Source organism: Oscillospiraceae bacterium NTUH-002-81, from assembly GCA_032620915.1.
Classification (GTDB): Bacteria; Bacillota; Clostridia; order Lachnospirales; family Lachnospiraceae; genus JAGTTR01.
Map to the genome: position 1 here is coordinate 2712980 of CP136052.1, position 23158 is coordinate 2736137.

23 protein-coding genes and 1 pseudogene are annotated in these 23158 nt (G+C 52.6%); 4 read left to right on the forward strand and 20 right to left on the reverse strand.

The features are described from left to right. Window positions 1–50 precede the first annotated feature (50 nt). The 3 genes from rlmD to pcrA all read right to left on the reverse strand — a co-directional run bounded on the left by rlmD (window position 51) and on the right by pcrA (window position 4296). Complete coding sequence (gene rlmD / locus RJD28_13425) at window positions 51–1421, reverse strand: 23S rRNA (uracil(1939)-C(5))-methyltransferase RlmD (protein ID WNV59626.1); 1371 nt, start codon at window positions 1419–1421, stop codon at window positions 51–53. 147 nt (window positions 1422–1568) lie between these two features. After that, on the reverse strand, window positions 1569–1859 hold the full coding sequence (locus RJD28_13430; GenBank protein WNV57269.1) for a hypothetical protein: 291 nt from the start codon (window positions 1857–1859) through the stop codon (window positions 1569–1571). A gap of 217 nt (window positions 1860–2076) precedes the next feature. Then, window positions 2077–4296, reverse strand: coding sequence for a DNA helicase PcrA (pcrA, locus tag RJD28_13435; protein WNV57270.1), 2220 nt, complete (start codon window positions 4294–4296; stop codon window positions 2077–2079). Window positions 4297–4544: 248 nt separating this feature from the next. On the opposite strand from pcrA, the gene RJD28_13440 reads away from it, so the two are divergent. After that, window positions 4545–5135: a DUF1836 domain-containing protein gene (locus RJD28_13440; GenBank protein WNV57271.1), complete on the forward strand. Its 591-nt coding sequence runs from the start codon at window positions 4545–4547 to the stop codon at window positions 5133–5135. A 300-nt stretch (window positions 5136–5435) separates the two neighbouring features. On the opposite strand, the gene RJD28_13445 is transcribed toward RJD28_13440, so the two are convergent. The 16 genes and pseudogenes from RJD28_13445 to RJD28_13520 all read right to left on the reverse strand — a co-directional run bounded on the left by RJD28_13445 (window position 5436) and on the right by RJD28_13520 (window position 20080). Further along, on the reverse strand, window positions 5436–5738 hold the full coding sequence (locus tag RJD28_13445; protein ID WNV57272.1) for a YerC/YecD family TrpR-related protein: 303 nt from the start codon (window positions 5736–5738) through the stop codon (window positions 5436–5438). 45 nt (window positions 5739–5783) lie between these two features. Beyond that, window positions 5784–6161, reverse strand: a complete 378-nt coding sequence (locus RJD28_13450) for a hypothetical protein (GenBank protein ID WNV57273.1) — start codon at window positions 6159–6161, stop codon at window positions 5784–5786. Further along, window positions 6130–6591: a hypothetical protein gene (locus tag RJD28_13455; protein ID WNV57274.1), complete on the reverse strand. Its 462-nt coding sequence runs from the start codon at window positions 6589–6591 to the stop codon at window positions 6130–6132. Before RJD28_13455 ends, RJD28_13450 begins: the two co-directional genes overlap by 32 nt. A 218-nt stretch (window positions 6592–6809) precedes the next feature. After that, window positions 6810–8231: a TRAP transporter large permease subunit gene (locus RJD28_13460; GenBank protein ID WNV57275.1), complete on the reverse strand. Its 1422-nt coding sequence runs from the start codon at window positions 8229–8231 to the stop codon at window positions 6810–6812. Further along, window positions 8228–9067 (reverse strand): helix-turn-helix domain-containing protein, encoded by an 840-nt coding sequence (locus RJD28_13465; GenBank protein WNV57276.1) that lies wholly within the window; start codon window positions 9065–9067, stop codon window positions 8228–8230. The genes RJD28_13460 and RJD28_13465 overlap by 4 nt, the downstream gene beginning before the upstream one ends. 191 nt (window positions 9068–9258) lie before the next feature. Then, on the reverse strand, window positions 9259–10434 hold the full coding sequence (locus RJD28_13470) for an FAD-binding oxidoreductase (protein ID WNV57277.1): 1176 nt from the start codon (window positions 10432–10434) through the stop codon (window positions 9259–9261). Next, a complete protein-coding gene (locus RJD28_13475) occupies window positions 10427–10702 on the reverse strand; it encodes a (2Fe-2S)-binding protein (protein ID WNV57278.1) in 276 nt (91 codons plus the stop codon). The genes RJD28_13470 and RJD28_13475 overlap by 8 nt, the downstream gene beginning before the upstream one ends. Window positions 10703–10718: 16 nt before the next feature. Beyond that, window positions 10719–11228 carry a 4Fe-4S binding protein gene (locus tag RJD28_13480; GenBank protein WNV57279.1) on the reverse strand — a complete coding sequence of 170 codons (510 nt, stop codon included), beginning with the start codon at window positions 11226–11228 and terminating at the stop codon, window positions 10719–10721. After that, the gene (locus RJD28_13485; GenBank protein ID WNV57280.1) at window positions 11225–12355 is read right to left on the reverse strand and encodes an NAD(P)/FAD-dependent oxidoreductase; all 1131 of its coding nucleotides are present in this window, start codon (window positions 12353–12355) and stop codon (window positions 11225–11227) included. Before RJD28_13485 ends, RJD28_13480 begins: the two co-directional genes overlap by 4 nt. Before the next feature lie 21 nt (window positions 12356–12376). Next, on the reverse strand, window positions 12377–12694 hold the full coding sequence (locus RJD28_13490; protein WNV57281.1) for a (2Fe-2S)-binding protein: 318 nt from the start codon (window positions 12692–12694) through the stop codon (window positions 12377–12379). A gap of 155 nt (window positions 12695–12849) precedes the next feature. Beyond that, window positions 12850–13800: an NAD(P)-dependent oxidoreductase gene (locus RJD28_13495; GenBank protein ID WNV57282.1), complete on the reverse strand. Its 951-nt coding sequence runs from the start codon at window positions 13798–13800 to the stop codon at window positions 12850–12852. 171 nt (window positions 13801–13971) lie between these two features. After that, entirely contained in the window at window positions 13972–14874 is a 903-nt protein-coding gene (locus tag RJD28_13500; GenBank protein ID WNV57283.1) for an AEC family transporter, read from the reverse strand. A 24-nt stretch (window positions 14875–14898) separates the two neighbouring features. Next, window positions 14899–16101: a pyridoxal phosphate-dependent aminotransferase gene (locus RJD28_13505; protein ID WNV57284.1), complete on the reverse strand. Its 1203-nt coding sequence runs from the start codon at window positions 16099–16101 to the stop codon at window positions 14899–14901. Window positions 16102–16131: 30 nt separating this feature from the next. Further along, entirely contained in the window at window positions 16132–17121 is a 990-nt protein-coding gene (locus RJD28_13510; protein WNV57285.1) for an NAD(P)-dependent oxidoreductase, read from the reverse strand. A 265-nt stretch (window positions 17122–17386) separates the two neighbouring features. Next, a complete protein-coding gene (locus tag RJD28_13515; GenBank protein ID WNV59627.1) occupies window positions 17387–18661 on the reverse strand; it encodes a diaminopimelate decarboxylase in 1275 nt (424 codons plus the stop codon). Window positions 18662–18892: 231 nt separating this feature from the next. Beyond that, a pseudogene (locus tag RJD28_13520) lies at window positions 18893–20080 on the reverse strand (MATE family efflux transporter). A 394-nt stretch (window positions 20081–20474) separates the two neighbouring features. Here RJD28_13520 and RJD28_13525 point away from each other — a divergent pair. Then, window positions 20475–20942 (forward strand): hypothetical protein, encoded by a 468-nt coding sequence (locus tag RJD28_13525; protein ID WNV57286.1) that lies wholly within the window; start codon window positions 20475–20477, stop codon window positions 20940–20942. Between the two features lie 269 nt (window positions 20943–21211). Here RJD28_13525 and RJD28_13530 read toward each other — a convergent pair whose 3' ends face one another. Beyond that, complete coding sequence (locus RJD28_13530; GenBank protein ID WNV57287.1) at window positions 21212–22228, reverse strand: ABC transporter substrate-binding protein; 1017 nt, start codon at window positions 22226–22228, stop codon at window positions 21212–21214. 159 nt (window positions 22229–22387) lie between these two features. On the opposite strand from RJD28_13530, the gene RJD28_13535 reads away from it, so the two are divergent. Beyond that, window positions 22388–22609, forward strand: coding sequence for a helix-turn-helix transcriptional regulator (locus tag RJD28_13535; protein WNV57288.1), 222 nt, complete (start codon window positions 22388–22390; stop codon window positions 22607–22609). Further along, window positions 22590–23063, forward strand: a complete 474-nt coding sequence (locus tag RJD28_13540) for a DUF6773 family protein (protein ID WNV57289.1) — start codon at window positions 22590–22592, stop codon at window positions 23061–23063. Before RJD28_13535 ends, RJD28_13540 begins: the two co-directional genes overlap by 20 nt. Window positions 23064–23158 lie beyond the last annotated feature (95 nt).

Sequence of the window (23158 nt, forward strand, 5' to 3'; positions counted from 1 at the left end):
GCGGAAGTTCTGTCTCTCCTTCACTCGGCAGAACAACTGCGTCTCTAGCCTCAGTCTTCGTGCGTTGCACTCGTCTTCGCTAAGAGAACGCATGTTTCCACATGCACCGTCGCCGGGAACATGTCCACGCAGCAAACCTTCTCCACCCGATAGCCCCTTGCGGTCAGTACTTCCAGATCCCGTGCCAGGCTGGTGGGTTTGCAGCTGATGTATACCAGCCGGTCTACGCCATAGTCGATGATCTTGCCCAGCGCTTTGGGATGAATACCGTCGCGGGGCGGGTCAAGGACAATGAGATCCGGCTTTTCTTCTATGGTGTCCAGCACCTTGAGGACGTCGCCCGCCAGGAATTCACAGTTGGAAAGGCCGTTTCTGGCCGCGTTTTCCCGGGCAGCTTCCACGGCTTCCTCGATGATTTCCACGCCGATGACATGTTTTGCCACAGGCGCCAGCATCTGGGCGATGGTGCCGGTGCCGCTGTACAGATCGTAAATGATCTTGTCTTTGGTTTCTCCCACGTAGGAACGGGCAGTCTCGTAGAGAACTTCCGCGCCCCGGGAGTTGGTCTGGAAAAAGGAGAAGGGAGAAATTTTGAATTTCAGGCCCAACAGCTCCTCGTAAAAATGGTCACTGCCATAGACAACCTTGGTTCCTTCATCTTTGACCGCATCAGCCACGCTGTCGTTGTAGGTGTGAAGGATTCCCACAACTGTGCCGGACAGTTCCAGTGCCAGCACCCGGGATACCCAGTCCACGTCAGAGAGATCCAACTGACTTGTCGTTACCAGGTCGATAAGGATGTCGCCGGTTTTGACGCCTTTTCGCACGAGCAGGTGCCGCAGATAACCCTGATGGATCTGCTTATGATAAAAGGGCACGGCATTTTCGCTGAAATAATCCCGGACGCAGCGCAGGATTTTACGGTAATCCTCGTCCACGATGCAGCAGCCGTCTACGGTGACGATATCGTAAAAGCTGCCGCGTCTGTGCATGCCCAGCGCCAGCGGACCATCCTTGTATTCATCTCCAAAGGAGAATTCCATCTTATTTCTGTAAGCTTCCTGCTGGGGGCTTGCCTTGATTCCTTCAAAGGTGTAATCAGAAATCACGTCGTCCAGCAGTGCTTTTACCTGGGCGGCTTTCAGCTTTAACTGCTCTTCATAGGGCAGGGTCTGGTAGGTACAGCCGCCACAGACGCCAAAATGCGGACAGGGCGACGGCACCTCCAGCGGTGATGGCTCCACCACCTCCAGAAGACGGCCTTCTGCTTTTCCGTGTTTGATCTTATTGACAGAGAAACGCACCTTCTGCCCGGGCACGCTGTTTTTCACAACTACCTTTTCGCCCTCTGCCGCCACGATTCCCTTGTTGGGAAATATTACTTTTTCCACAATTCCTTCTGCAATCTGTCCTTTTTTCATCTTTTTCAAAGCCCTGCCGGGCTGCTCCTTTTCCATATTTTTGTATTTCCTATCATACAATGATAAAGCCCTGCAAACATCATCTGCCTGCAGGGCCTCCGCTGCGAATCTCTATTCTGATCACTTCCGCAAAATGTCAACAATCGTTTACTCTTCGGTGTCTTCCTCTTCTTTCTTCTCCGGTGTCTCTTCCTCTTCGTCCTCGAAGAAATCGTCATCGAAATCCTCGTCAAAATCGTCGTCGAAGTCTTCCAGATAATCCGGTGTCAGGAAACGATATACGGCATAAGCAATTCCGGCAACGGCTGCCACAGCACCCACAATCGCCAGAACCCAAAGTACCGTATTGCACTTCTTCTCATCGTCCTTCTGCTTCGTGTTTACCAATTCTGCCAGCTTGGTCATATTCAATAATTCTTCTAACTTGTCTTTATTCATTGATATCTACGTCCTTTCCTGCCAAGAATGCCTCGCTTTTTATGAGTGTATTATATCACTTCGCCCTGTATTTTACTATATTTTCCTAAAAGAATTTTCATTATTAACAGAATTTTTATTTTCCAGTTCACGCAAATATTCCTATGGGAAGGGAGCGCCTTCTCATGAGCAAAAATGAACTGCACATATTGTGAACGGCTCACGTATATTTATATTTTTATATTTTTTTCAGCTTGGCAAAGGAGGCAAACATTTTCTTTGTCCCGAATTTTTCAAAATTGACCGTTACCTCGTAGTCCCGGCCGCCCTCGGTGATGGCTTCCACGATGCCGGTGCCAAATTTGATATGCTTTACGGTGTCCCCCACCTCATAGTCCAGCGCAGCCGCCTTTGTCACAGTGAACTGCTTCGTCTCAAAGGCTTTCATATGAAAAGCGCTTTTGGCCTGCTGGTAAACGTTCTGCCGCGGGATTTCTTTTTCCTTGGGCATGGGGATACCGCCCATCTCCACCAGTTCTGTAGGGATTTCCTTGACAAAACGGGAAATCTTGCTGAACCGGTTTTCTCCGCGGATCATCCGCATCCGGGCGTAGCTTAAGGTCAGATGCCGCATGGCCCGGGTGATGCCCACGTAGCAGAGCCGCCGCTCTTCTTCCAGCTCCGACGGATCATCGGATGTGATGGTCATATAGCTTGGGAAAAGGCCATCCTCCATGCCCGCCATGTAAACATTGGGGAATTCCAGTCCCTTGGCGCTGTGCAGCGTCATGAGCACCACATAGTCGCTGTCCGGATCCAGGGAATCCACATCCGCCACCAGTGCCACTTCCTCCAGGAAACCGCTTAGGGTGGCCGGATCTTCCGCCGTCTGGTGCTGCTCCTGATATGCTGTCACCTTGGAAAGCAGCTCGTCGATGTTTTCGATCCGGGCCTGAGCCTCGTCGGTACCCTCAGCTTCCAGTTCTTTCACATAGCCGGTGTTTTCCAACACTTCATCCACCAGCTCCCGCAGGGTCAGGGAACCCTTGCGTACCCGGAAGGTGTGGATCATATCGGTAAAGGGCCGGATCTTCACACCGCTTTTTCCAAGGGTAGGAATCTCCTCGGCAATTTCCAGCGCTTCATAAAAGCTCATGCCGTTCCCCTCGGCAAAATCTGCCACCCGGTTCAGGGTCGTGGCACCGATGCCCCGCTTGGGCACGTTGATGATCCGGCGCACCGCCAGATCGTCCTTACCGTTGTCGATGGTTTTCAGATAAGCCAGAACGTCCTTGATCTCTTTCCGGGAATAGAAGTTCACACCGCCGACGATTTTATAAGGCACGTTCATGTTCACAAATCGTTCCTCAAACAGACGGGACTGGGCATTGGTGCGGTAAAGGATCGCGCAGTCATGGTAGGTATATTCCCCGTCCCGCACCCGGCTGCGGATGTCGCCGCATATGTAATCCGCCTCTTCGTACGCATTGTCGAAATTGCGCAGGGCAATTTTGTCCCCTGCCGGATTTTCCGTCCAGAGCCGCTTGTCTTTCCGCCCTTTGTTGTTGTGGATCACATCGTTGGCCGCATCCAGGATGTTCTGGGTGGAACGGTAATTCTGTTCCAGCTTGATGACGGTAGCATCCGGGAAAATCTGCTCGAAATTCAGGATATTGCCGATGTTGGCGCCCCGGAATTTATAAATGGACTGGTCATCGTCACCCACCACGCACAGATTCCGGTATTTGCCCGCCAGAAGGCTTACCAGCTTGAACTGTGCCGTGTTGGTATCCTGATACTCATCCACCATGATATAGCGAAAACGCTCCTGGTACGATTCCAGCACATCCGGTGCCCGCCAGAACAGTTCCACCGTTTTCATGATGAGATCGTCAAAATCCAGCGCATTGCTCCGTTTTAACTGATTCTGGTATTCCCGGTACGCCAGCGCGATTTTTTTTCGATTAAAATCCCCTTCCGCCCGCAGCTCCATCTCGTCCGGGTCGATAAGCTCATCTTTTGCCGAAGAAATCTGTCCCAGGATCATTTTCTCCTTCATGAGCTTTGTATCGATGTTCAGCCTCTTACACACGTCTCGCATGACAGTTTTCTGATCTTCCGCATCATAAATGGTAAAGTTCGTCCCGTAGCCGATCCGGTCAATGTATCTTCGCAGGATACGCACGCAGGCCGAATGGAAAGTACTCACCCAAACGGCAGAGGAACCGAATTCCACGATCTTGTCTATCCTCTCCCGCATCTCTCCCGCCGCCTTGTTGGTAAAGGTAATGGCCAGAATGTTCCACGGATTCACCCCGCACTCCTCGATCAGATATGCCGTCCGGTGGGTCAGCACCCGGGTCTTGCCTGATCCGGCTCCCGCCAAAATCAGAAGCGGCCCCTCCGTGCAGAGCACCGCTTCCTTCTGTTCTTTATTTAAACTGTCGTAAATACTCATATTACACCGCCTGTCCGGTTCCTTCCCCGGAACCATGTCTATCATTATAATATATCTGCAAAATTCTGTCACCCCCAAGTTATCATCACTGTTCATCCCCACCTGGTTACAATTTCCCTGCATCTGCGCACAATTTCCTTGTCCTGATTACATTTAAGAAAACCGTAAGGATTCCACCGACGAACTGCAACAAAAAGCTTGTCATCTGGTTTTCATTACTATATAATGTGTATGTGAGGTGAAAAATTATGGCAATGAACAAAGAAGAGCTCCTTGCGGCCATCCGGGACAATTTTTCCACTCTGGATTATATCCGGCCCTCGGAGATTCCGAACATTGATTTATATATGGATCAGGTAACGACTTTCATGGACAAGCGTCTGGCCAAGAGTCGCCGCTACGATAATGATAAGATCCTTACCAAGACAATGATCAACAACTATGCGAAGAATGACCTGCTTCCGCCGCCGGTGAAGAAGAAGTATTCCAAAGAGCATATGCTCCTTCTGATTTTTATTTATTATTTTAAAAATATTCTGTCCATCGGTGATATCCAGAAGGTGCTGGAGCCCATCTCCTCCCGTTTTTTCCCGGAGGGCGGTCCCATGAAACTGGAAGACGTTTACGAGGAAGTGTTCAGCCTGGAGAAGGAGCAGATCGACCTGCTGCAGGAGGATCTGCTGGCGAAGCTTTCCTGCGCCGAAAAGACGTTTCAGGACGTGGAAGGAGAAGATCAGGATCTGCTGCAGCTGTTTTCCTTCATCTGCCTCATGAGTTTTGACGTATATATGAAAAAACAGCTCATTGAAAAACTGATTGATACCGTTCTTACCAAGTAAGCATCAGCAACACAACCGGCATTCTCTGTTTTTTCGCACGGCAAAGTACGCACATCATGGCGCCGAGCGCGTCTACGTTCCACTTCAGTCTTTCCTATCATATAAAAAAGAACCCCATCATTGTCTGGCTGTGCATGCCAGGCTGATGCAGGGTTCTTCTTTATTTCTTCCGTATTTTCCTTGTTCTGTTCCATACTGTTGACTGCACAGACATCCTGATCTGCAACGCATTTTCGCTGATAAACGAATTTTCATTGCCCGACAGATGACCGCCTGCTGCATGCTTCCGGTATCCGACACCTACTCCTGGCCCTTCTCAGCCTCCAGCCTCTGAAATACCATATCGTAGCCATCATTGCCATAGTTCAATGACCGGTTCACCCGACTGATGGTCGCGGTGGAAGCACCAGTCTTCTCTGCAATTTCCAGATAGGTCTTCTGTTCCCGGAGCATCTTAGCCACCTCAAACCGCTGGGACAGTGATAAGATCTCATTGATCGTGCATACATCTTCAAAAAAGGTATAACACTCTTCTCTGTCTTTCAGACTGAGCACCGCATCGAACAGAAAGTCCACGGCTTCGGTTCTTAACTTTTTATTCATGCTCTTCCCTCCTGTACACTATCTCCATTTTACCACAGTAAAGTTTTAAAAACCAGTCTTTTTGAGAAAATTCCTTTCAATATAATCCGCCAGGATCTCTCCGGCAGACTGCTCTGCCACCAGCCCCGGCAGTCCCGGCGCTGCTTTCACACAAATATGCGGCATTTCGTATACCGCAGGCTCCACCCCCACCTGGTTGCTGGCAATGTCGATGATGATGGTGCCCGGCTGAAAATGCTCCGCCATGGTTTTGGTGATGACCGTGCTGGGCGCTGTGTTGATGATGACGCTGCAGGGTTTCCCGTTTTTCCAGTGGTCGTAGGCGATCATGGGAATGCCACCCTCCTCCGGTGCCTCGTCCGTCACCACCCGCACGGCAATGCCGATCCGTTCAAACAGCTCCGCCGTTTTTTCTGCCCACATGGCCGTAGCCGATGATGTCCACCGTATACTCATAAATGCTCTTCGGCGTCACCTGCATGAAATAATAGAGAAGTCCCTCGGCTGTCAGTGCCGTGTTTTCCTCCCGCACCTGGGCGTCGTCATAATAGCAGAATACCGGCCGATCCAGCGCATGCAGATACTCCGTGTGCAGACCGGTGAGCAGGACTGCCTCCGGCTTTAACCGCTCCAGCATGGTGCCTGCCGGATAATCCACGCCGGGGATATGCACCATGCCCGCCCCGTCCACGCCCCGGATGGGCAGAAGAAGGAAATCCAGCGTCGGCGCCGCTTCCTCCACCGCCTGCATGGATGCGGTATCTGTGGCCCGCATCACGTCCATTCCCAGTTCTTCCAATCTTGCTGCGATTACCTGCATTCTTCCGTCACTGATCATCACTGCTGCTTTCATTTTCATTCCTCCCAGATTAACAAAAAAGGAACCGCCTGCTTGCAGTCCCCCTTTGTCTCAAAATATTATCATTTCATTTACAATGATCTTTTAAACTCAGGTTCCCGCGCTACCGCGCTCTCTACTGCCTGCTATCGCAGGCGGAACCTTCGTTAATGGCTCGTGAAAAACAAATGTCTGCTGACGCAGCCGCTTATTTTTCTCTTCGCGCATTATACTTACAAGTACAAAAATACCATACCGATGGCTGCGAACAGGAAGCACATGGGCACCATGAGGATCATGGATTTTACCGGGTCTACTTTCTTGCCCAGCATACCGCCTACGATACCTGCCACAACGAAGGTGGTCAGGTCTGCCGGCGGAAGTCCCTGTCCTGCGGCTGCCAAGTTAGCGCCTGCCACTGCCACGTAGGTCGGATTCAGACCGATGGTCACCAATGCCGGGCCAAAGAACGAGAATACCACGTTCTGGGCAGTGGACTGGGAACCGGTGAGCATACCGATGAGCATCATGGCTGCTGCACCGCCGAATTTCAGTACGTTGACATTCAGTCCCTGAGCGAATTCCATTACCGCATTGATCTGTCCGCCTGCATAGAAGCAACCCAGCATGAATGCGGCACACACCTGCAGACCGGCGGTTACTTTTACTTTTTTCAGGCCGCTGACCAGCGTACCCTTCACGTCCTCCCGGACTTTCTTAAAGAAGAAGGAAACGATGGTGACAAAAATCAGCGATAACACGATGCCGTTGGAAAGTCCCTTTAAGATCGTCACCTGGGAAAGCCAGCTGTAAAGGGAAAGGGATTCATCCCCGATCTTCAGCACCTGGATCTTGCCGAGAAGCTCCGGCACCAGGTCGAATTTCAGCCCTTCCACGTTGATGGTGCGGAACAGCACGATCAGGATCAGCACGCCCAGCGGAATGAGGGAGTGCCAGTTTTCCTTCAGGATCTGTCCGGCCTTACGGTCGTCTGTGATCTCCTCGCCGTTCTCGTCAAATTCCACGATCTTCATGTCTTTTTTCACAAAGAAAGTCACCACGTAGAGACATACGATGACGATCACGATGAGTGTCGTGATATAGCCGATCTGGACAACCGGCTCAGAGTCGGTGTTGACCAGGGTGGAAGACAGTGCCAGCGACTGGGTGATGGGCGGCATAATGGAACCCATGGAAGCACCCATAACGATGATACAGCAGATGTGCTCCGGGGATAAGCCCATGGCAGCCAGTGTACCGACGGTCAGTACACCGATGACTGTGGAAGCCGCAATGGCGTCTCCCAGCAGAGAGCCTGCGATGACCAGCGCTAAAATGACGCAGATCACCAGCGCCCGGGGCGACTTGCCAAACTTGGCCTTCAGCGCTCCCATCACGGTCTCCATCGTACCGAGACGCACCTGTGTCTCCGCATAAATACTGCCGAAAATGGACAGGCAGATGACCCATGCCAGCCGGTCCACGCCGTCGATCAGCGCACCGCACCAGGCTGTCGGCTGATAAACGCCGCCGAGAATCAGAGAAAGGATGCCCGCCAGTACCAGCGCCACCTGCACGTTTCCTCCGATCTTTGGTATCTTTTTACACAAAATGACAGCCAGCATCACGCCGACCGGTATCAGAACTGTGATCATACATTTTCCCCCGTTATTATCTTGTTCGTATCTTTTTCTTCCACCTGATTCTTCTCTTTCAGAATCTCCTTGAAGGAAGTGTAGCTTAAGCCCGTCAGCTTCCGGATGTTTTTGTTCAGGTGGGCCTGATCATAAAAACCGAAATCATACACGCAGTTGAGAGAGTCCTCGTCCTCAAAAATCTGAGACTCCATGATGTTCTGCAGCCGCAGGATATCGTACAGCCGCTTGGCGTTGATGCCGGTCTGCGCCTTGATCACACTGCGGATGTACCTCGGCGAATAAGACATGTTGCCGATGATCTCCTCGATGGACAGGTTATCTTCATTATAAAGGCTGCCAAACACGAATTCGTCCACCAGCTTATTTTCCCGGAAATCCAGGCTGCTGCCCAGCACGGCCTGCATGAGCAGGGCAAAGGCCGCATCGGCATCCTTCGTATCCATGGCCTGCCGGATCGGTGTCAAGTCCCCGAACACGGACGGCTCCAGATAGTGTTCCGTATTCGTCTGCCCCTTGAAAGCCTCAAAGGTATACTGGGGCGGAAAACGCAGCATCAGATACGTGGTTCCCGGCTCCTGCCTGGTGCACATGGTCTCCGTCACCCGACCCACCAGCCGGATCCGCACGGTACCGTCCGCCCCCCGCTCAAAATAGAGCAGCGTGCAGGCGTGAGGGTACAGCACCATACCCGTCCGTTTCCGAAACCGGATCCGGAACATCTGCACGGGAAGGAAGCCGTCATTCCAGCAGTGACCGGATACCTGGTATTCCTCATATTCATCCGGATAACAGCGCTGGATCGGTATAAACTCATCCTGATGGCCAACTTCCATAGACACGGGACGCTCCTCTCAAAGAAACCGCCAGACAGGGCAGAATCCTTATTCTTTCGGTGCATAGACACTCTCATAATATATCATTAAAACACAGTTTTCCGTTTAGTTCAACCCTTTCTCCCCGTATTTTGCAGAAAAACGGCATCCATTCTTTTCAGAATGCATGCCGCCTTGTATGCTTTTAATATTTAATTGTGCGCCTCCAGAAAACGGTTGGGGCTGAACGGATCAAGGGAATAGGACTCCTTGCCGTTGACGATCTGCTCCGCCAGCAGTTTTCCGGTGATGGGTGCCAGTGCGATGCCGTCTCCCTCATGGCCCGCTGCCATGTAGAAGCCTTCCAGGCCATCCACTCTGCCGATGATGGGCAGGCCATCCGGGGTATACGGACGAAGACCCGCGAAGGCACGGATGATGCATACGTCTTTCAGCGCCGGGAAAAACCGTACCGCTCTCTTTAAAATGGCTTCGATGGCTTCCAGGGAGTTCTCTCTGTCATATCCCACCAGTTCTCTCGTGCCGCCGATGATGAGGCCGCCGCTCTCGGTCTGCTCAATGCTCAAAGAGGCACCCATCCGCAGGATGTTCTCGTCCTTGATGGTCTCCGGGCGGAACTTGATCACGTTATACCGGGCACACTGCAGCGTGCCGTCCATGAAGTGGCCAATGGGCTCGGTGACGATGAGCTGTCCCTTTCTCGGCTTGATGGGCATATCCAGGCCCACCATTTTTGCTGTGAAGGCTGCCCAAGAACCGCAGGCATTGACGATGGTGTCTGCGAAATAGTCGCCTTTCGTCGTATGTACGCCTTTAACCGCATTGCCTTCCATGATAATGCCGGTGACTTCTGTCTCGATCTGGATGGTAGCGCCCAGCTTCTTGGCTGCTCTGGCAAAGCCCAGCGTCAGCTTGATGGGGTTGACCTTGCCGCCGGTGGGAGAATATAGGGCTCCGTAAATATCCTTGGACAGCTGGGGGGTGATTTTTCTCGCCTCTTCTGCGGAAATCATCTCGATGTCCACGCCGCTCTTCTTCTGCTCTTCCACGATGCCGGACAGGATATCCCACTGCATCTTATCTTCTACCGGCTGCATGCCGCCGCTTTTCAGCTCATATTCCACATCCATGCCAAGCTCTTCGCCCAGATGCTCGAACATGGCAATGCTCTGCACGGCCAGATCCATCTGTTTGCCGGGTTTCTTTGTATGGTAGCCTACCACACCGTCGGTGGCGCCTGCGGAACCTCTTGTCAGATCCTCCCTCTCCAGAAGGAGTACCTTTTTGCCCATCTTGCTCAGATAGTAGGTCACGGAACATCCGATGATTCCACCGCCGATTACGATTACGTCTGCATCTTTACTCATCTTCCTGCCCTCCTATGATACCGATTTTCACCGGGCGTACCGGGATTCTGCTCTTGGGCGGCAGGATCTCCGCCATGGGCCGTCCTGTCTGCTCCGCAATGATTCTTGCCACCAGACGCTCACAGGTTTTTCCCTGACAGAGGCCCATGCCTGCGCGGGTTCTGCGCTTGACACCGTCCACGGTCAATGCGCCGTCTGCAATGGCATCCAGGATCTCCTGTCTGGACACTTCCTGGCATCTGCATATGATAATGTCTTTATCTTCCATGTTATTTTCCTCCCGCTTATGCTCTCTTCAGACGCTTCATGCTGCGAACTTCGTCCGCAAACTGTTTCGGAACCGCAATGCCCACCACTGCTGTTCCAGCGTATGCCTTGATCTTCCGCACGGAAGTAACGGTGGCATCACATACCACCTCACCGGCACGGCTGACTGCCTGCACCGTATCGCCCACCTCCGGCAGGGGAAGATACTCAAAGGGGAACTCGATGACTGCCTCTGTATCGCTGTAGGTCTTATCAATGATGGTGATGGCAAGACCCGGGCAGTTGGCCACACACATGCCGCAGCCGGTACATTTTTCCTCATGAAGGGTGGGCAGGTTCGTGATCTGCTCGCCGATGGTGATGGCACCGAGACGGCAGGCGTTCTCACACGGGTTGCAGGGAATTTCCTGTACACACTCGATCACAGCCACTCTTCCTTTTGCCATCCGCTCTTCGGAGGGCACGCCGGGACATGCCGCCAGCTCCTCCGGGGAGGGAATTCCTGTATACATTACACCTTTATTCATTCACAAACAGCTCCCTTCTTACAAGCATCTTTGTACGCCTGCATATCTGCAAGCTGTTTTTCCTTGGAACTTCTTCTGCCTGCGCCGAAGAAACCGGAACGCAGGGTGTTCAGCCGTCCAATGATCTCTGCCTTTTTCTGGGCAGCCTCTTCATGGCTTAAGTAACCCAGTGCCTCTGCAGCAGCCACACCGGCCATGTTGCCTTCCTCCATGGCGGAAGAAGCCTCCTCTACGCCGGTCACGTCTCCGGCCACATACACGCCGGGAACGGTTGTCTCCATATTTTCATCGTGCAGCGGCACATGTCCGCCGAAGGACGGGATAAAATCAAATTTGCATCCCACCATCCATACCAGCTCGGTCATGGGATTTAAGCCCACTGCCAGACAGACGGTATCCACGTCGAACCGTTTCTCGCTGCCCGGGATCATATTCCACTTCTCATCCACAGCTGCGATCTCCACGCCCTCGACCTCTTCTTTTCCATATACCTGTTTGATGGTGTGCCCCACATAGATCGGCACGCCTGCTCTTCTGATCTTGCCTGCGTGAACGCCGTAGCCGCCGATCTTCGGTGCGCCCTCTACAATACCGACCACCTCGGCGCCGGCCTGCATGAGCTGATAGGAAACGATCAGTCCCACGTTTCCGCTGCCCACCATGAGAATCCGCTCTCCCGGCAGCACACGGTTGACATTGATCATCGTCTGGGCTGCGCCTGCACCCATCACGCCCGGCAGCGTACTGCCCGGGAATGCCATATAGTTTTCCTTGGCGCCGCTGGCAATGATGATCTTCTTTGCTTTTACCGAATAGTTGACGCCGTTGCTGATGACGCCCATGCTCTTATCCGGCAGCAGGCCGTACACCAGGCTGTCCAGCATGACCTTGGCGCCGCTCTTTTCCACCTTTTCCAGCAGCTGCTGGCCGATGACGAAGCCTCTCGTTCCTGCCTGATGCTCCTTGGAGCCGAAAAATTTATGTATCTGTTTAAACAGCTGTCCGCCGGGTCTGGAATTCTCGTCGATGACCAGTACATCCGCCCCCGCACAGGCTGCCTGATATGCTGCGGAAAGTCCGGCACTTCCTGCGCCGACAATGGCAACATCCGTTACGATTTCTTTCATATTGAACTCCTCCTGTTGTGCTTATTCCTGGGGCTTGATCGGCGCCAGGCCTTCCTGCTTCTCCACATGCATGCCGTCATGAACCGCAGTCACACACGTTCTTGTGTTGGGAATGCCGTCCACGATCATCATGCAGTCGGTACATCTGCCGATAGCACAGAAAATACCTCTGGGCTCATGCCGCTTAGCTGTCGTCCGGAATACCCGGATGCCCGCATTCATCAGCGCAGATGCGATGGGCTCGCCCTCCAGCGCCTCGATGGGTTCGCCGTTGTAATACAGCGTTACTTTCTTCTTATCTTCCAGATCACCCAGAATCGGATGTTCTATTACACGCATATTTGTTTCCTCCTTATCGTCAGGTTACTGTCAACAATATTTTCTTATATCACAGATTTTCACGATGGCATAGTAAATTATTGACACATAAGCAAAAATGAGTTGCATCGCAGATGCGGTTTTGCGAATGGCGCTCGTGAACGGAAATTCCTCTATTAAAGATGACTCACCAGATTTTCCATGGCCAGGATATCGATCTCCCGCAGTGTCTCCTCCGTGTAGATCCCCACATGGGGCGTCACCAGCACGTTGGTGAGGGCCGGATCCATGAGCGGATCCCCGGTGGCAGGCTCATTGGTGAACACATCCACCGCCGCGCCGCCGATGGTGTGGTTTTTCAGCGCCTCCACCAGCGCCTCCTGGTCCACCAGCGCCGCCCGGCCGCTGTTGATAAGAAAGGCGGTGGGCTTCATGGCATCCAGCTGTTTTTTCCCGATCATTCCTCTGGTGGAGCTGGTGACGATGCTGTGCAGGGAAAGGAAATCTGCCTCCCGCAAAATTTCATCCAGGCTGGCGAACTCGATGTAGTCCGGCGCTCCCGCCTCGTTGCCGGAATGGGGATGCAGCACCATGACCCGCATGTGGAAGGCTGCCGCCCGGCGTGCCACTGTCTTGCCAATCCGGCCATAGCCGGTGATGCCCAGTGTCTTGCCCCACAGGTTCGTGCTCTGGCATCTCGTCCAGCGTCCCTCTTTTAACTCCTGATCGTAAAACCGCAGGTTCCGGGACAGGTCAAACATGGCTGCGAACACCCAGTCGGCCACGGCCTCATAATCGTGGGAATTCTTTGTATTATAAATGGCGATGCCGCATCTGGCCGCCGCCTCCTGATCGATGTTCTCCAAACCCACTCCGTGTCTGGAAATGACTTTCAGCGTGGGACAGGACGTCAGCACCTTCTCAGTCACTTCATCAGAGCTGGAATACACCAGCAGCCCCTTGGCCTGGTTTTCATTGATGGCCGCAATGAGCTGCTCCTCCTTCATGGCCCCGGGATTGGGGTTATAGATAATTTCCGTCTGGTATTTTTCCGCGATGGCGTCCACATATTTCCGATTATCCTTCGCATACGTCTGGCCGCTCACCAGCACTCTTTTTTTCTCCATATCTACTCCTCCTTGTCCGTAAAGCACAGATCAAATAAAAAAAGAGGAGATCGCAGGTTTTCCTGAACGTATCTCCTCTTTGAAATCAACTTTCTGTATGGGATTTTTTATTTAGCAATAGTTATAGCTTATTTTTTTCGGTTTGTGCAAGTAAAATGTTGACAGTCTTTGTCAGCCGCCGAACAGCAGGCCGATCAGCGGCTGTGTCACCATGGACAGCAGTGTGGACATGAAAATCATGCCCGAAGCAAAGGGCGCATCCCCGTCATAGGAAGCTGCCAGCATGGCCGTGGTGCTTCCCGCAGGCATGGCCGCCATGAGCACGCTGACGTCGATGAGCATGGCATCCACCCCGCAGGCTTCCAGAATGCCGTACACCACCAGCGGAATGACGATGAGCCGCAGCAGGGAATAATAAAGGATCCATCCCTTTCCGGCAATTTTACGGATATCCGTCTCCGCCAGGATCGCACCGATGACCATCATGGACACCGCTGTGGTGCAGCTGCCCGTGTAGCGCAGGGCATCATCCAGAAACGTGGGAAAACGAAGGCCGGAAATCATGGGCACCAGGCCAATGTAAACAGCCACCATGCACGGGTGTGTCAGCAGCTTCTTCACCACCGATTTCCGGTCGGTGGCGGTAAACAGCGCCAGCCCCGCCGACCACATGAACAGCCGGATGGGAATGAGGGCCACCGAAGCGTACAGAAGCCCCTCGCTGCCCAGCACGCCCTCTGCCATGGGCTGTCCCATGAAGCCCGCATTGGAACAGATGATGCCGTATTTCATGCACACCTGCTGCCCCTTTTCCGCCCCAGGAAACAAAAACCGGGAAAGAAACAGGGATGCAAACTGATAGGCAAACCCGATAAAAAGGATCAGGCCCATTTTCTGTAAAATGCTCTCATCAAAGGTCACACAGAAGGAGCGGATGATGGAGCAGGGCAAAAACAGGTCGATGACCAGCGCCGTCAGTACCTTCCGCCCTTCCTTTGTGATAATGCCCACCCGGGCACAGACATAACCGAATACCAGCAGCAAAAATAGCGTCAGCTGTAAATGAAACACCATACCGCCTCCCCTCTCCTTCGTCCTTTATGCGCCAAGCGCTTCCACCAGTATGCGGATGCGCCGCAGCCCTTCCACGATATCCTCCTCAGAAGCCGCGTAAGAAATCCGGATGAAATCCTCGCAGGCATCTCCCAAGCCGATGGCCGGTACCGTTGCCACAAACTGCTCCTCCAAAAGTCGCAAGGCAAATTCCTGGCCGGTAAGTCCGGTCTTCGACACATCCACCATCACATAGAAAGCGCCGTAGGGCTTCACGTAAGAAAGCTGCGGGATCGCATCCAGTCCAGACAGGATCAGCTGTCTTCTTCTGGCGAAAGCACCCACCATGGCACTTACCTCCGCCTGGGTCTCAGGCAGCAGCATGGCGTCCGCCAGCCCCTTCTGGATAAAGGTGGGGGAACAGGTGGTGGAATACTGGTGCATCCGCAGCAGCGACACACCCAGCTTTTTGTCGGTGAGGATCCAGCCCAGCCGCCAGCCGGTCATGGCGTATGTCTTGGAAAATCCGCTGATGATCAGGCTGCGCTCCTTCATCCCCGGGAATTCACAGATGGACGTGAACCGGGCATCCTCGTAGGTGAGCTTGCTGTACATCTCGTCGGACACCACCAGCAGGTTGTGCTCCACGGCGATCTTTGCCACCGCCGCCAGACTTTCCCTGGTATACACCGCGCCGGTGGGGTTGTTGGGGTTATTCAAAATGATCATTTTCGTTTTTTCCGTCACCGCTGCCTCCAACGCCGCCGGATCGATCTGGAAGCCGTCCTCTTTTTTCAGGGGCAGATCCACAAACACGCCGCCACAGAATTTTACCAGATTCTTGTAGCTGACAAAGGCCGGGGTGAAGATAATGACCTCGTCTCCCTCGTCCACAAAGGCCAGAATGGCGTTGTTGATGGCCTCGGCGCCGCTGGAAGTGATGAATACCTCCGTCTCCGGATCGTAGGTGACGCCGGTCTCCCGGGCGTTCTGCGCCGACAGGATCTGCCGCAGTTCTGCAAGCCCCCGGTTGGAGCCGTAATGGCTGTAGTTCTCATCGATGGCTTTTTTGACTGCCTCCTTGATGGGGGCCGGGGTGTTAAAGTTCGGCTCCCCGGCGCTTAAGGGAATGACCTTGTTGCCCTCACTTCGAAGCACGGCCGCCCGGTCCAGAATGGCCCGGATGGGGGATGCCTGTACCCGCTGAATGCCCTTGGAGCCCTGTGTGATATCGTATGTTTTTTCCATAATGTCCGCCTCCTGTTCTTGTGTGCCGCTTTATTTTACCAGCTCATTTTTGCAGCAGCCGTCCTTGGCGTACTGCCCCAGATTGTCCATGGTCACCTGGATCATGCTTTCAATGGCTTTGTCCGTGTAAAAACCGGTGTGCGCGGTATAGATTACATTGTCCATGGAAAGCAGCTCAGCAAACACCGGATCCAGCTGCTCTGGTTTCACATCCTTTTTCCGCAGAAATGCGGTTTCGTTTTCATACACATCAAAGCCAAAGCCTGCCACCTTGCCGCCCTTCAGCGCTTCCAGCATAGCGGCATGGTCGATAAGCCCGCCTCTGGCGTTGTTCACCACGTACACACCGTCCTTCATTTTTCCGATGGTGTCCGCGTTCAGCAGGTGATAGTTGTCCGCCGTCATGGGACAGTGGAGGAACACGATGTCCGCCTGTGCCAGCAGCTCCTCCAGCGGCACATACTGCGCGATCCGGGCCGTCCGCTCGTTTTCATAGGGATCGCTGGCCAGCACCTGACAGTGAAAACCTTTCAGATAGGAAATCGTCTCGTAGCCGATGCGCCCGGTACCCACCACCCCGGCAGTCATGGTGTGCAGTTCCTTTCCCTGTACCCCCGCCAGCGTATAGTCTCCGGCTGCGATCTTCTTCTGCTGTTTTTTCGCCAGCCGCAGCAGAGAGAGAGCTGTCAATATCGCATGCTCGGAAATGGCCCAGGGAGAATAAAAGGGCACGTTGGCGCCACGCAGACTGTACTGCTTCATGGCCGCCAGATCCATATGATCGTACCCGGCAGAACGGGTCACCACATATTTCACGCCGTTTTCCTGTAAGCGTCTAGCCACCGCTTCCGTAATTTTACAGGCCGTCACGATCCACACCGCATCGTACCCCCTGGTCAGATCCACCGTATCCGGCCCCAGCACCTCTTTCGCGTAAGCCAGCTCCAGCGGATAGCCGGGCCGCAGAGACTCGCTGTAAGCGATCTCTTCTTCCTTTGCTCCATATACTCTTACTTTCATCGCTGCACCTCCATTTTCCTATTATTTAACCACAAGAAACACGCTTTGCGAGTTTCTCATGGTTGTCGCGGCAGTCGCCAAGGTCTCGTGCAAGCACGGACTTTGGCTCGTTGCTCGCGCAAAAAGGAGCCGCACCAAACGGTACGGCCCCTTCGCCATTTTCTTGACTTTTATGCTCATATCATGAACGGGTTCCAAGGTCTTTCACCCACTTATGAGCAAGCTCATGTGGACTTAGACCATTTAACCCCGGCATCATATTCGTTTATTTTTCATATTCCGGTGCGTCAAACAGTCCGGAAAAATCAAAGGTTGCAAAGTAATCCTTCGGCGTCTCTGCCCGGCGGATCATCTGCACGCTGCCATCCTCATGCAGCAGCAGCTCTGCGGAACGGAGCTTGCCGTTGTAGTTGTAGCCCATGGAAAATCCGTGAGCGCCGGCATCGTGGATCACCAGGTAATCGCCCATGTCGATCTTGGGCAGCATCCGGTCAATGGCAAACTTGTCATTGTTCTCACACAGGCCGCCGGTCACATCGTACATGTGATCGCAGGGCTCGTTCTCCTTGCCCAGCACGGTGATGTGATGGTAAGCGCCGTAAATGGCCGGACGCATCAGGTTTGCCGCGCAGGCATCACAGCCGATGTACTCCTTGTAAATGTGTTTCTCATGGATGGCTTTGGTCACCAAGCAGCCATAAGGTCCAAGGACAAAACGGCCCAGCTCGGTGAAGATGGCCACGTCATCCATGCCTGCTTTCACCAGAATGTCATCGTATGCCTTGTGCACACCCTCGCCGATGGCCAGGATGTCATTGGGCTCCTTGTCCGGTGTGTACGGGATGCCCACGCCGCCGGAAAGGTTGATGAATGCGATATGCACGCCGGTCTCCTGCTGCAGCTCTACCGCCGTCTCAAACAGGATTCTTGCCAGCTTCGGATAGTAGGCATTGGTCACGGTGTTGCTGGCCAGGAATGCATGGATACCAAAATGCTTCACACCCTTGGCTTTCAGCTTCAGAAACGCCTCTGTCAGCTGCTCTCTGGTCATGCCGTACTTGGCATCCTCCGGGCTGTCCATGATCTGGTTGTGGATGGCGAAATCGCCGCCCGGATTGTATCTGCAGCACATGGTCTCCGGGAATTTGGCAATGCCTGCAAAGAAATCAATGTGGGTCAGATCATCAAAGTTGATGATGGCCCCCAGCTCTGCAGCTTTCTTGAAGTCCTGTGCCGGGGTCACATTGGATGAAAACATGATATCATGTCCGGACAGGCCCACTGCCTCAGACATGAGAAGCTCTGTGTAAGAAGAGCAGTCCGCGCCCACGCCCTCTTTTTTCAGAAGCTCCATGATATACGGGTTGGGCGTTGCCTTTACTGCAAAATACTCTCTATATCCTTTATTCCAAGAAAATGCCTGCTTTAATTTCCGCACATTTTCCAAAATGCCCTTCTCATCATATACATAAAAAGGGGTCGGCCAGGTCTTTGCCATCTCTTCGACCTGCTCCTTTGTCACAAAAGGTACTTTCTTCATCAGATTATCCTCCTCGTTGATTTTTTCATTCTCTATGATTGTTCTTCGATTGTCAACTTTTTTTCGAAAATAATGGATACAGTTATAGCTGCTGTACACTACCATCAGCACCCAGCCGGTTCCCACCGACGCGCAGACACCGTAAATACCGTACCGCGGCACCAGGATCACCGAAAGGATACAGCGCATGGCAATCTGGGAAAAAGTGGCCGTCATGGCGATCCGGATCTTGCCGATGCCCCGGAAAAAGCCCTGCAGCGCCGATACCACACCGCAGCACAGATAAAACAGTGGCATCACGGTGATGTAGGTCACACCGATCTCCACCGCCGCCGCGTTGTCCAGATCCACATACAGCCCCACCAGCGTTCTGGGCATGCTCAGCATCAGCGCACTGAACAGCACAATATACGCAAGATCCATCTGCAGGGTGCGGAGCAATCCTTTTTTCAGCCGCTCCGGATGGTGGGCACCCACATTCTGTCCGCCAAAGGTAGACATGGCACTCTGGGTACCGTCGATGAACGCCATCATAAACGCCTCCAGACGGATCGCCGCATTATAACCGGTGATCATATCCGTGCCCTGGGCATTGATGGTACCCTGCACAAGCAGGCGGCCAAAATACAGGAACGTCTGCTGCAGCGCCGATGTCCAGCTGAACAGCAGCGTATTTTTCATGACGCTTTTTTCATACACAAACTCGCTGCGTGCCAGCGCCAGGATCGGTATTTTCTTATAAATATAAATCACACATAATATGGAAGATAACGCCTGGGAAATGACTGTCGCCACCGCCGCGCCGGCTACTCCCAGAGGCGTATACCGGATAAACACGATATCCAGGATCACATTGGTCACCGATGAAATGACCAAAAACAAAAAGGCACTGCGGGAATCCCCGATGGCGCGGAGCGCCGCCGCCAGATAATTGTACAGGAAGGAGAAAAACAGTCCTGCAAAAATAATCCGCAGATACCAGTTGGTGTCCTCCATGATCTCCGCCGGTGTGTTGGCTGCCAGCAGCATCCACCGGGAGCAGACAATACAGAGCAGGGACGCTGCCACCGTAAACACACAGCCTGCAATGAGCGCTGTGGAATACTGTACCTTGAACATCTTTATATCCTGTGCCCCGTACCACTGCGCCAGCAATATGCCTACGCCCATGGACAGGCCCACCAGGAAAAACAAAACCACCGACATGATCGGGTTGGCAACACTGACCGCCGCAAACGCGTTGTTTCCGATCATCTTGCCGACGATCATCGCATCCGCCGTGTTGTAAAGCTGCTGGAATATATTTCCCAGCACGATGGGAACCGAAAAACGGAACAGCTGGCTTGTCACATTGCCCTCAGTCATGCTGTGCTCCATCTCATCTCTTCTTTCCTTATAAATAGTATATCGTTCTGTCATTCATTACCGTTCACATGCATCACTCGCAAAACCGTAATTTTGATGATTCTGTGTGAACTGTATTAGTTATATAGTATTTTTTTCAAATGCGCAAGTATATTGTTGAATATTGTGCGGTTCTCCATTATAATAAGAATTAAATATCGGATGCTGGTGTTGAGAGGACAAAGCCCAGTTACGCTTGCATAAAAGTAGGCTGCGGATCTTGAGCCACGCCCCAGATGAGCATAAAAGTGAAGAAAATCCTTCACAATATGCGAATAGAGGAGCTATGTGCCTGTGGTACATGTTTAGCACTAACCGAAGCGGAACGGAAACCGGATTTGGAGCGTGCACAGCACGGAACAATTTGGAGCATCTGATGGGAAAGACGAAAAGTAAGAGGTGGTTTTCTGTGTCAAGACGAAGAAGAAGAAACAACGGAAGGGGTTATGCCATTGCCATCCTGACGATGGCGGTGCTGATTGTCGTTCTTCTAATCGCCATCGTCGTCGTTCTCATCCGGGGCAACACAGGAAACCCGTTAAATCATGCAAAGGTGGCCACGGCAGACTATATCGATGCCTCCGGCAACACTGGACAGCGGGCCTACATCAGCGTCAACAAGAATGCACTGACGAAAGTCACTGAGAAACAGTTCGCCTCCTTCTACGAAAAGACTGTATCCGGCAGCGAATACGCCCTGTTCACCATCGCCTGTGACGACGGCACAGGCATCGTCTTCCTGTCCTCCCCGCAGAGCAATGCGGACGGCACGACCACCATTGCCGCTTACGGCTATCTGAACGAAAATGGAGAAGTGACCGAGCGCTTCGGACAGATCCTGCTGGATGGCGGCAAGTATAAATACCAAGCACAGTAGGCATATCGGAACCGCAAGCCGGTTTCCATCGTGAGCCTGCAGCATTGCCCCCCTGAGAACACGGCCCGGTCAAATATCGTAAAACATAGGGAATCCCGCATGTACCCAGCCGTACACGCGGGATTTTTCACTGCAATTTCGTCTGCGACTTCTACGCTTCGTTTGCCTCGCCGCCTGCATAAACAAAGGCTGACATATTTCATTTTCGTTCAGCATCGGCATTTTTTAGCAGGCATCCCCATTTTCTCTTTACTGCTTTTGCATTCTTTTTACTTAACTGCCTTCTCTGCGTATTCTGCCGTCACCAGCTGCTCGTAAGGCACCCACTGCGCCAGCTCCCCGGCCTCATCCAGAATATCCTCTAATAATAAGAAGCTATCCTCCTCAAAAATCAGATCTTCTTTCCAGGTTTTCTGATCATAGTACCGCTTCACAATGGTCGTCAGCGTATCCAGATCCGTCTCCGCAAACTGCGGGGCGATCACCTTGGCGATCTCCTCCGGCGTATGGCTGTTTACAAAATCCATGCCCTTCTGCAGTGCATTGGTGAACGCCTGGATCAGCTCCGGATGTTTTTCCATATAACTCTGCTTGGCACTGTAAGCCGTATAAGGCACATAGCCGGACGCCTCCCCCAGAGAAGCCACCACATAACCGGCCTTCTCCTGCTCCAGGCTGGTGGCCGCCGGTTCAAACTCCACCGTGTAGTCGCCCTGGCCTCCGGAAAAAGCCGCTGCCGTGCTGCCAAAATCAATGCTCTGGTCGATGGTCAGGTCACGGGCCGGGTCAATGCCATTTTTCTTCAGGATATACTCAAAGACCATCTGCGGCATGCCGCCCTTCCGTCCGCCCAGCACATTTTTTCCCTTCAAATCCGCCCACTGAAAATCATCCGCCGGTTCCCGCGCCACCAGGAAATTCCCAGCCCGTTGGGTCAGCTGCGCAAAGTTCACAATATAATCGTCCGGGTTCTGACTGTACACATAGATGGACGCCTCCGAGCCCATAAATCCGATATCCGCCTCCCCGGACAGCACCGCCGTCATCGTCTTATCCGCACCGAATCCCGTCACCAGCTCCAGCGCAATGCCCTCCTCTTTGAAATAGCCTTTTTCGATGGCCACATACTGGGGCGCATAAAAAATCGAATGGGCCACCTCGTTGAGCGTTACCGTCGTCAGATCCCCTTTCCCGGCAGTATCCTTTTTACCGCAGCCCGCAAGACAGCCAACCGCAAGCACCCCGGCCAGCGCAGCTGCCAGATACGACACATATCTCTTCTTCATAAAAGCTCCTCCTTATTTCCGAATACTATATGATATACGGGAAGTGGGGAAATGGTGAATCAGCAAAATTAATTCATATATAATAGATCAAAAGTAAAATATACTTGACTTTTAGTTCGGTAAATGTTACTTTATAAACACAGAGGAGGTGGACGGCGATTGGCAAAGAATATTGCGATCAAAGTGGCGCGGGCCGAAAAGGATATGACGCAGAAGGCACTGGCCGAAGCTGTCGGCGTTTCACGGCAGACCATGAACGCCATTGAAAAAGGAGAATATAATCCAACGATCCGGTTATGCCGCAAGATCTGCCACATATTGGATAAGCGCCTGGATGATTTATTTTGGGAGGATGATGAAGATGAAGAAAATGAAGAATAATCTGGATGAACGGCAGGAGTTAGAACTGCTTCGGATCGAACATAACGGCTGCTGGCTCGCTTTCTGGGGATTGCTGATCGTCATGCTGATCCAGCTGCTCACAGGAAATGACGGTGCCCGAAATCTGGCAGGCGAATGGGCTGTCTTTATGTGTCTCGCCCTGTATCTCACCATCGCCTGTATCAAAAATGGCATCTGGGACAGAAAGCTGCGGCCCACGTTCCAGACGAACCTCATCGCCAGCACCATTGCCGCGGTTATTACCGGTGTGATCTGGTTCCTTATTTCTTATAAAAATTACCACAAGCTTATCGGGGCCATTGCCACCGGAATCATTATGTTCTTATGTATAGAAGTTTTATGTTTCCTGGCACTGACCATTACTTCCAAACTGTATAAAACCAGATTACAAAAACTGGAAGACATAGAAGACCATTCTGCGGATGAAGACTAAAAAGATTCGTTGATTTTTATCACACATTGATATCATTTTATGCAAGGAGAGGAGGCATGCCCCCTCTCCGTTTTCGTATGGAATAACCTGCACAG

Coding starts and splice junctions, on each gene's coding strand:
- RJD28_13530 (WNV57287.1), bottom strand. CDS start 22,228: ATGAAGAAGAGATATGTGTCGTATCTGGCAGCTGCGCTGGCCGGGGTG.
- rlmD (WNV59626.1), bottom strand. CDS start 1,421: ATGAAAAAAGGACAGATTGCAGAAGGAATTGTGGAAAAAGTAATATTT.
- RJD28_13480 (WNV57279.1), bottom strand. CDS start 11,228: ATGAATAAAGGTGTAATGTATACAGGAATTCCCTCCCCGGAGGAGCTG.
- RJD28_13455 (WNV57274.1), bottom strand. CDS start 6,591: ATGAAAGCAGCAGTGATGATCAGTGACGGAAGAATGCAGGTAATCGCA.
- RJD28_13485 (WNV57280.1), bottom strand. CDS start 12,355: ATGAAAGAAATCGTAACGGATGTTGCCATTGTCGGCGCAGGAAGTGCC.
- RJD28_13460 (WNV57275.1), bottom strand. CDS start 8,231: ATGATCACAGTTCTGATACCGGTCGGCGTGATGCTGGCTGTCATTTTG.
- RJD28_13465 (WNV57276.1), bottom strand. CDS start 9,067: ATGGAAGTTGGCCATCAGGATGAGTTTATACCGATCCAGCGCTGTTAT.
- RJD28_13515 (WNV59627.1), bottom strand. CDS start 18,661: ATGAAGAAAGTACCTTTTGTGACAAAGGAGCAGGTCGAAGAGATGGCA.
- RJD28_13490 (WNV57281.1), bottom strand. CDS start 12,694: ATGCGTGTAATAGAACATCCGATTCTGGGTGATCTGGAAGATAAGAAG.
- RJD28_13445 (WNV57272.1), bottom strand. CDS start 5,738: ATGAATAAAAAGTTAAGAACCGAAGCCGTGGACTTTCTGTTCGATGCG.
- RJD28_13440 (WNV57271.1), top strand. CDS start 4,545: ATGGCAATGAACAAAGAAGAGCTCCTTGCGGCCATCCGGGACAATTTT.
- RJD28_13505 (WNV57284.1), bottom strand. CDS start 16,101: ATGGAAAAAACATACGATATCACACAGGGCTCCAAGGGCATTCAGCGG.
- RJD28_13450 (WNV57273.1), bottom strand. CDS start 6,161: ATGTGGGCAGAAAAAACGGCGGAGCTGTTTGAACGGATCGGCATTGCC.
- RJD28_13495 (WNV57282.1), bottom strand. CDS start 13,800: ATGGAGAAAAAAAGAGTGCTGGTGAGCGGCCAGACGTATGCGAAGGAT.
- RJD28_13475 (WNV57278.1), bottom strand. CDS start 10,702: ATGGAAGATAAAGACATTATCATATGCAGATGCCAGGAAGTGTCCAGA.
- RJD28_13470 (WNV57277.1), bottom strand. CDS start 10,434: ATGAGTAAAGATGCAGACGTAATCGTAATCGGCGGTGGAATCATCGGA.
- RJD28_13540 (WNV57289.1), top strand. CDS start 22,590: ATGAAGAAAATGAAGAATAATCTGGATGAACGGCAGGAGTTAGAACTG.
- RJD28_13500 (WNV57283.1), bottom strand. CDS start 14,874: ATGGTGTTTCATTTACAGCTGACGCTATTTTTGCTGCTGGTATTCGGT.
- RJD28_13430 (WNV57269.1), bottom strand. CDS start 1,859: ATGAATAAAGACAAGTTAGAAGAATTATTGAATATGACCAAGCTGGCA.
- pcrA (WNV57270.1), bottom strand. CDS start 4,296: ATGAGTATTTACGACAGTTTAAATAAAGAACAGAAGGAAGCGGTGCTC.
- RJD28_13510 (WNV57285.1), bottom strand. CDS start 17,121: ATGAAAGTAAGAGTATATGGAGCAAAGGAAGAAGAGATCGCTTACAGC.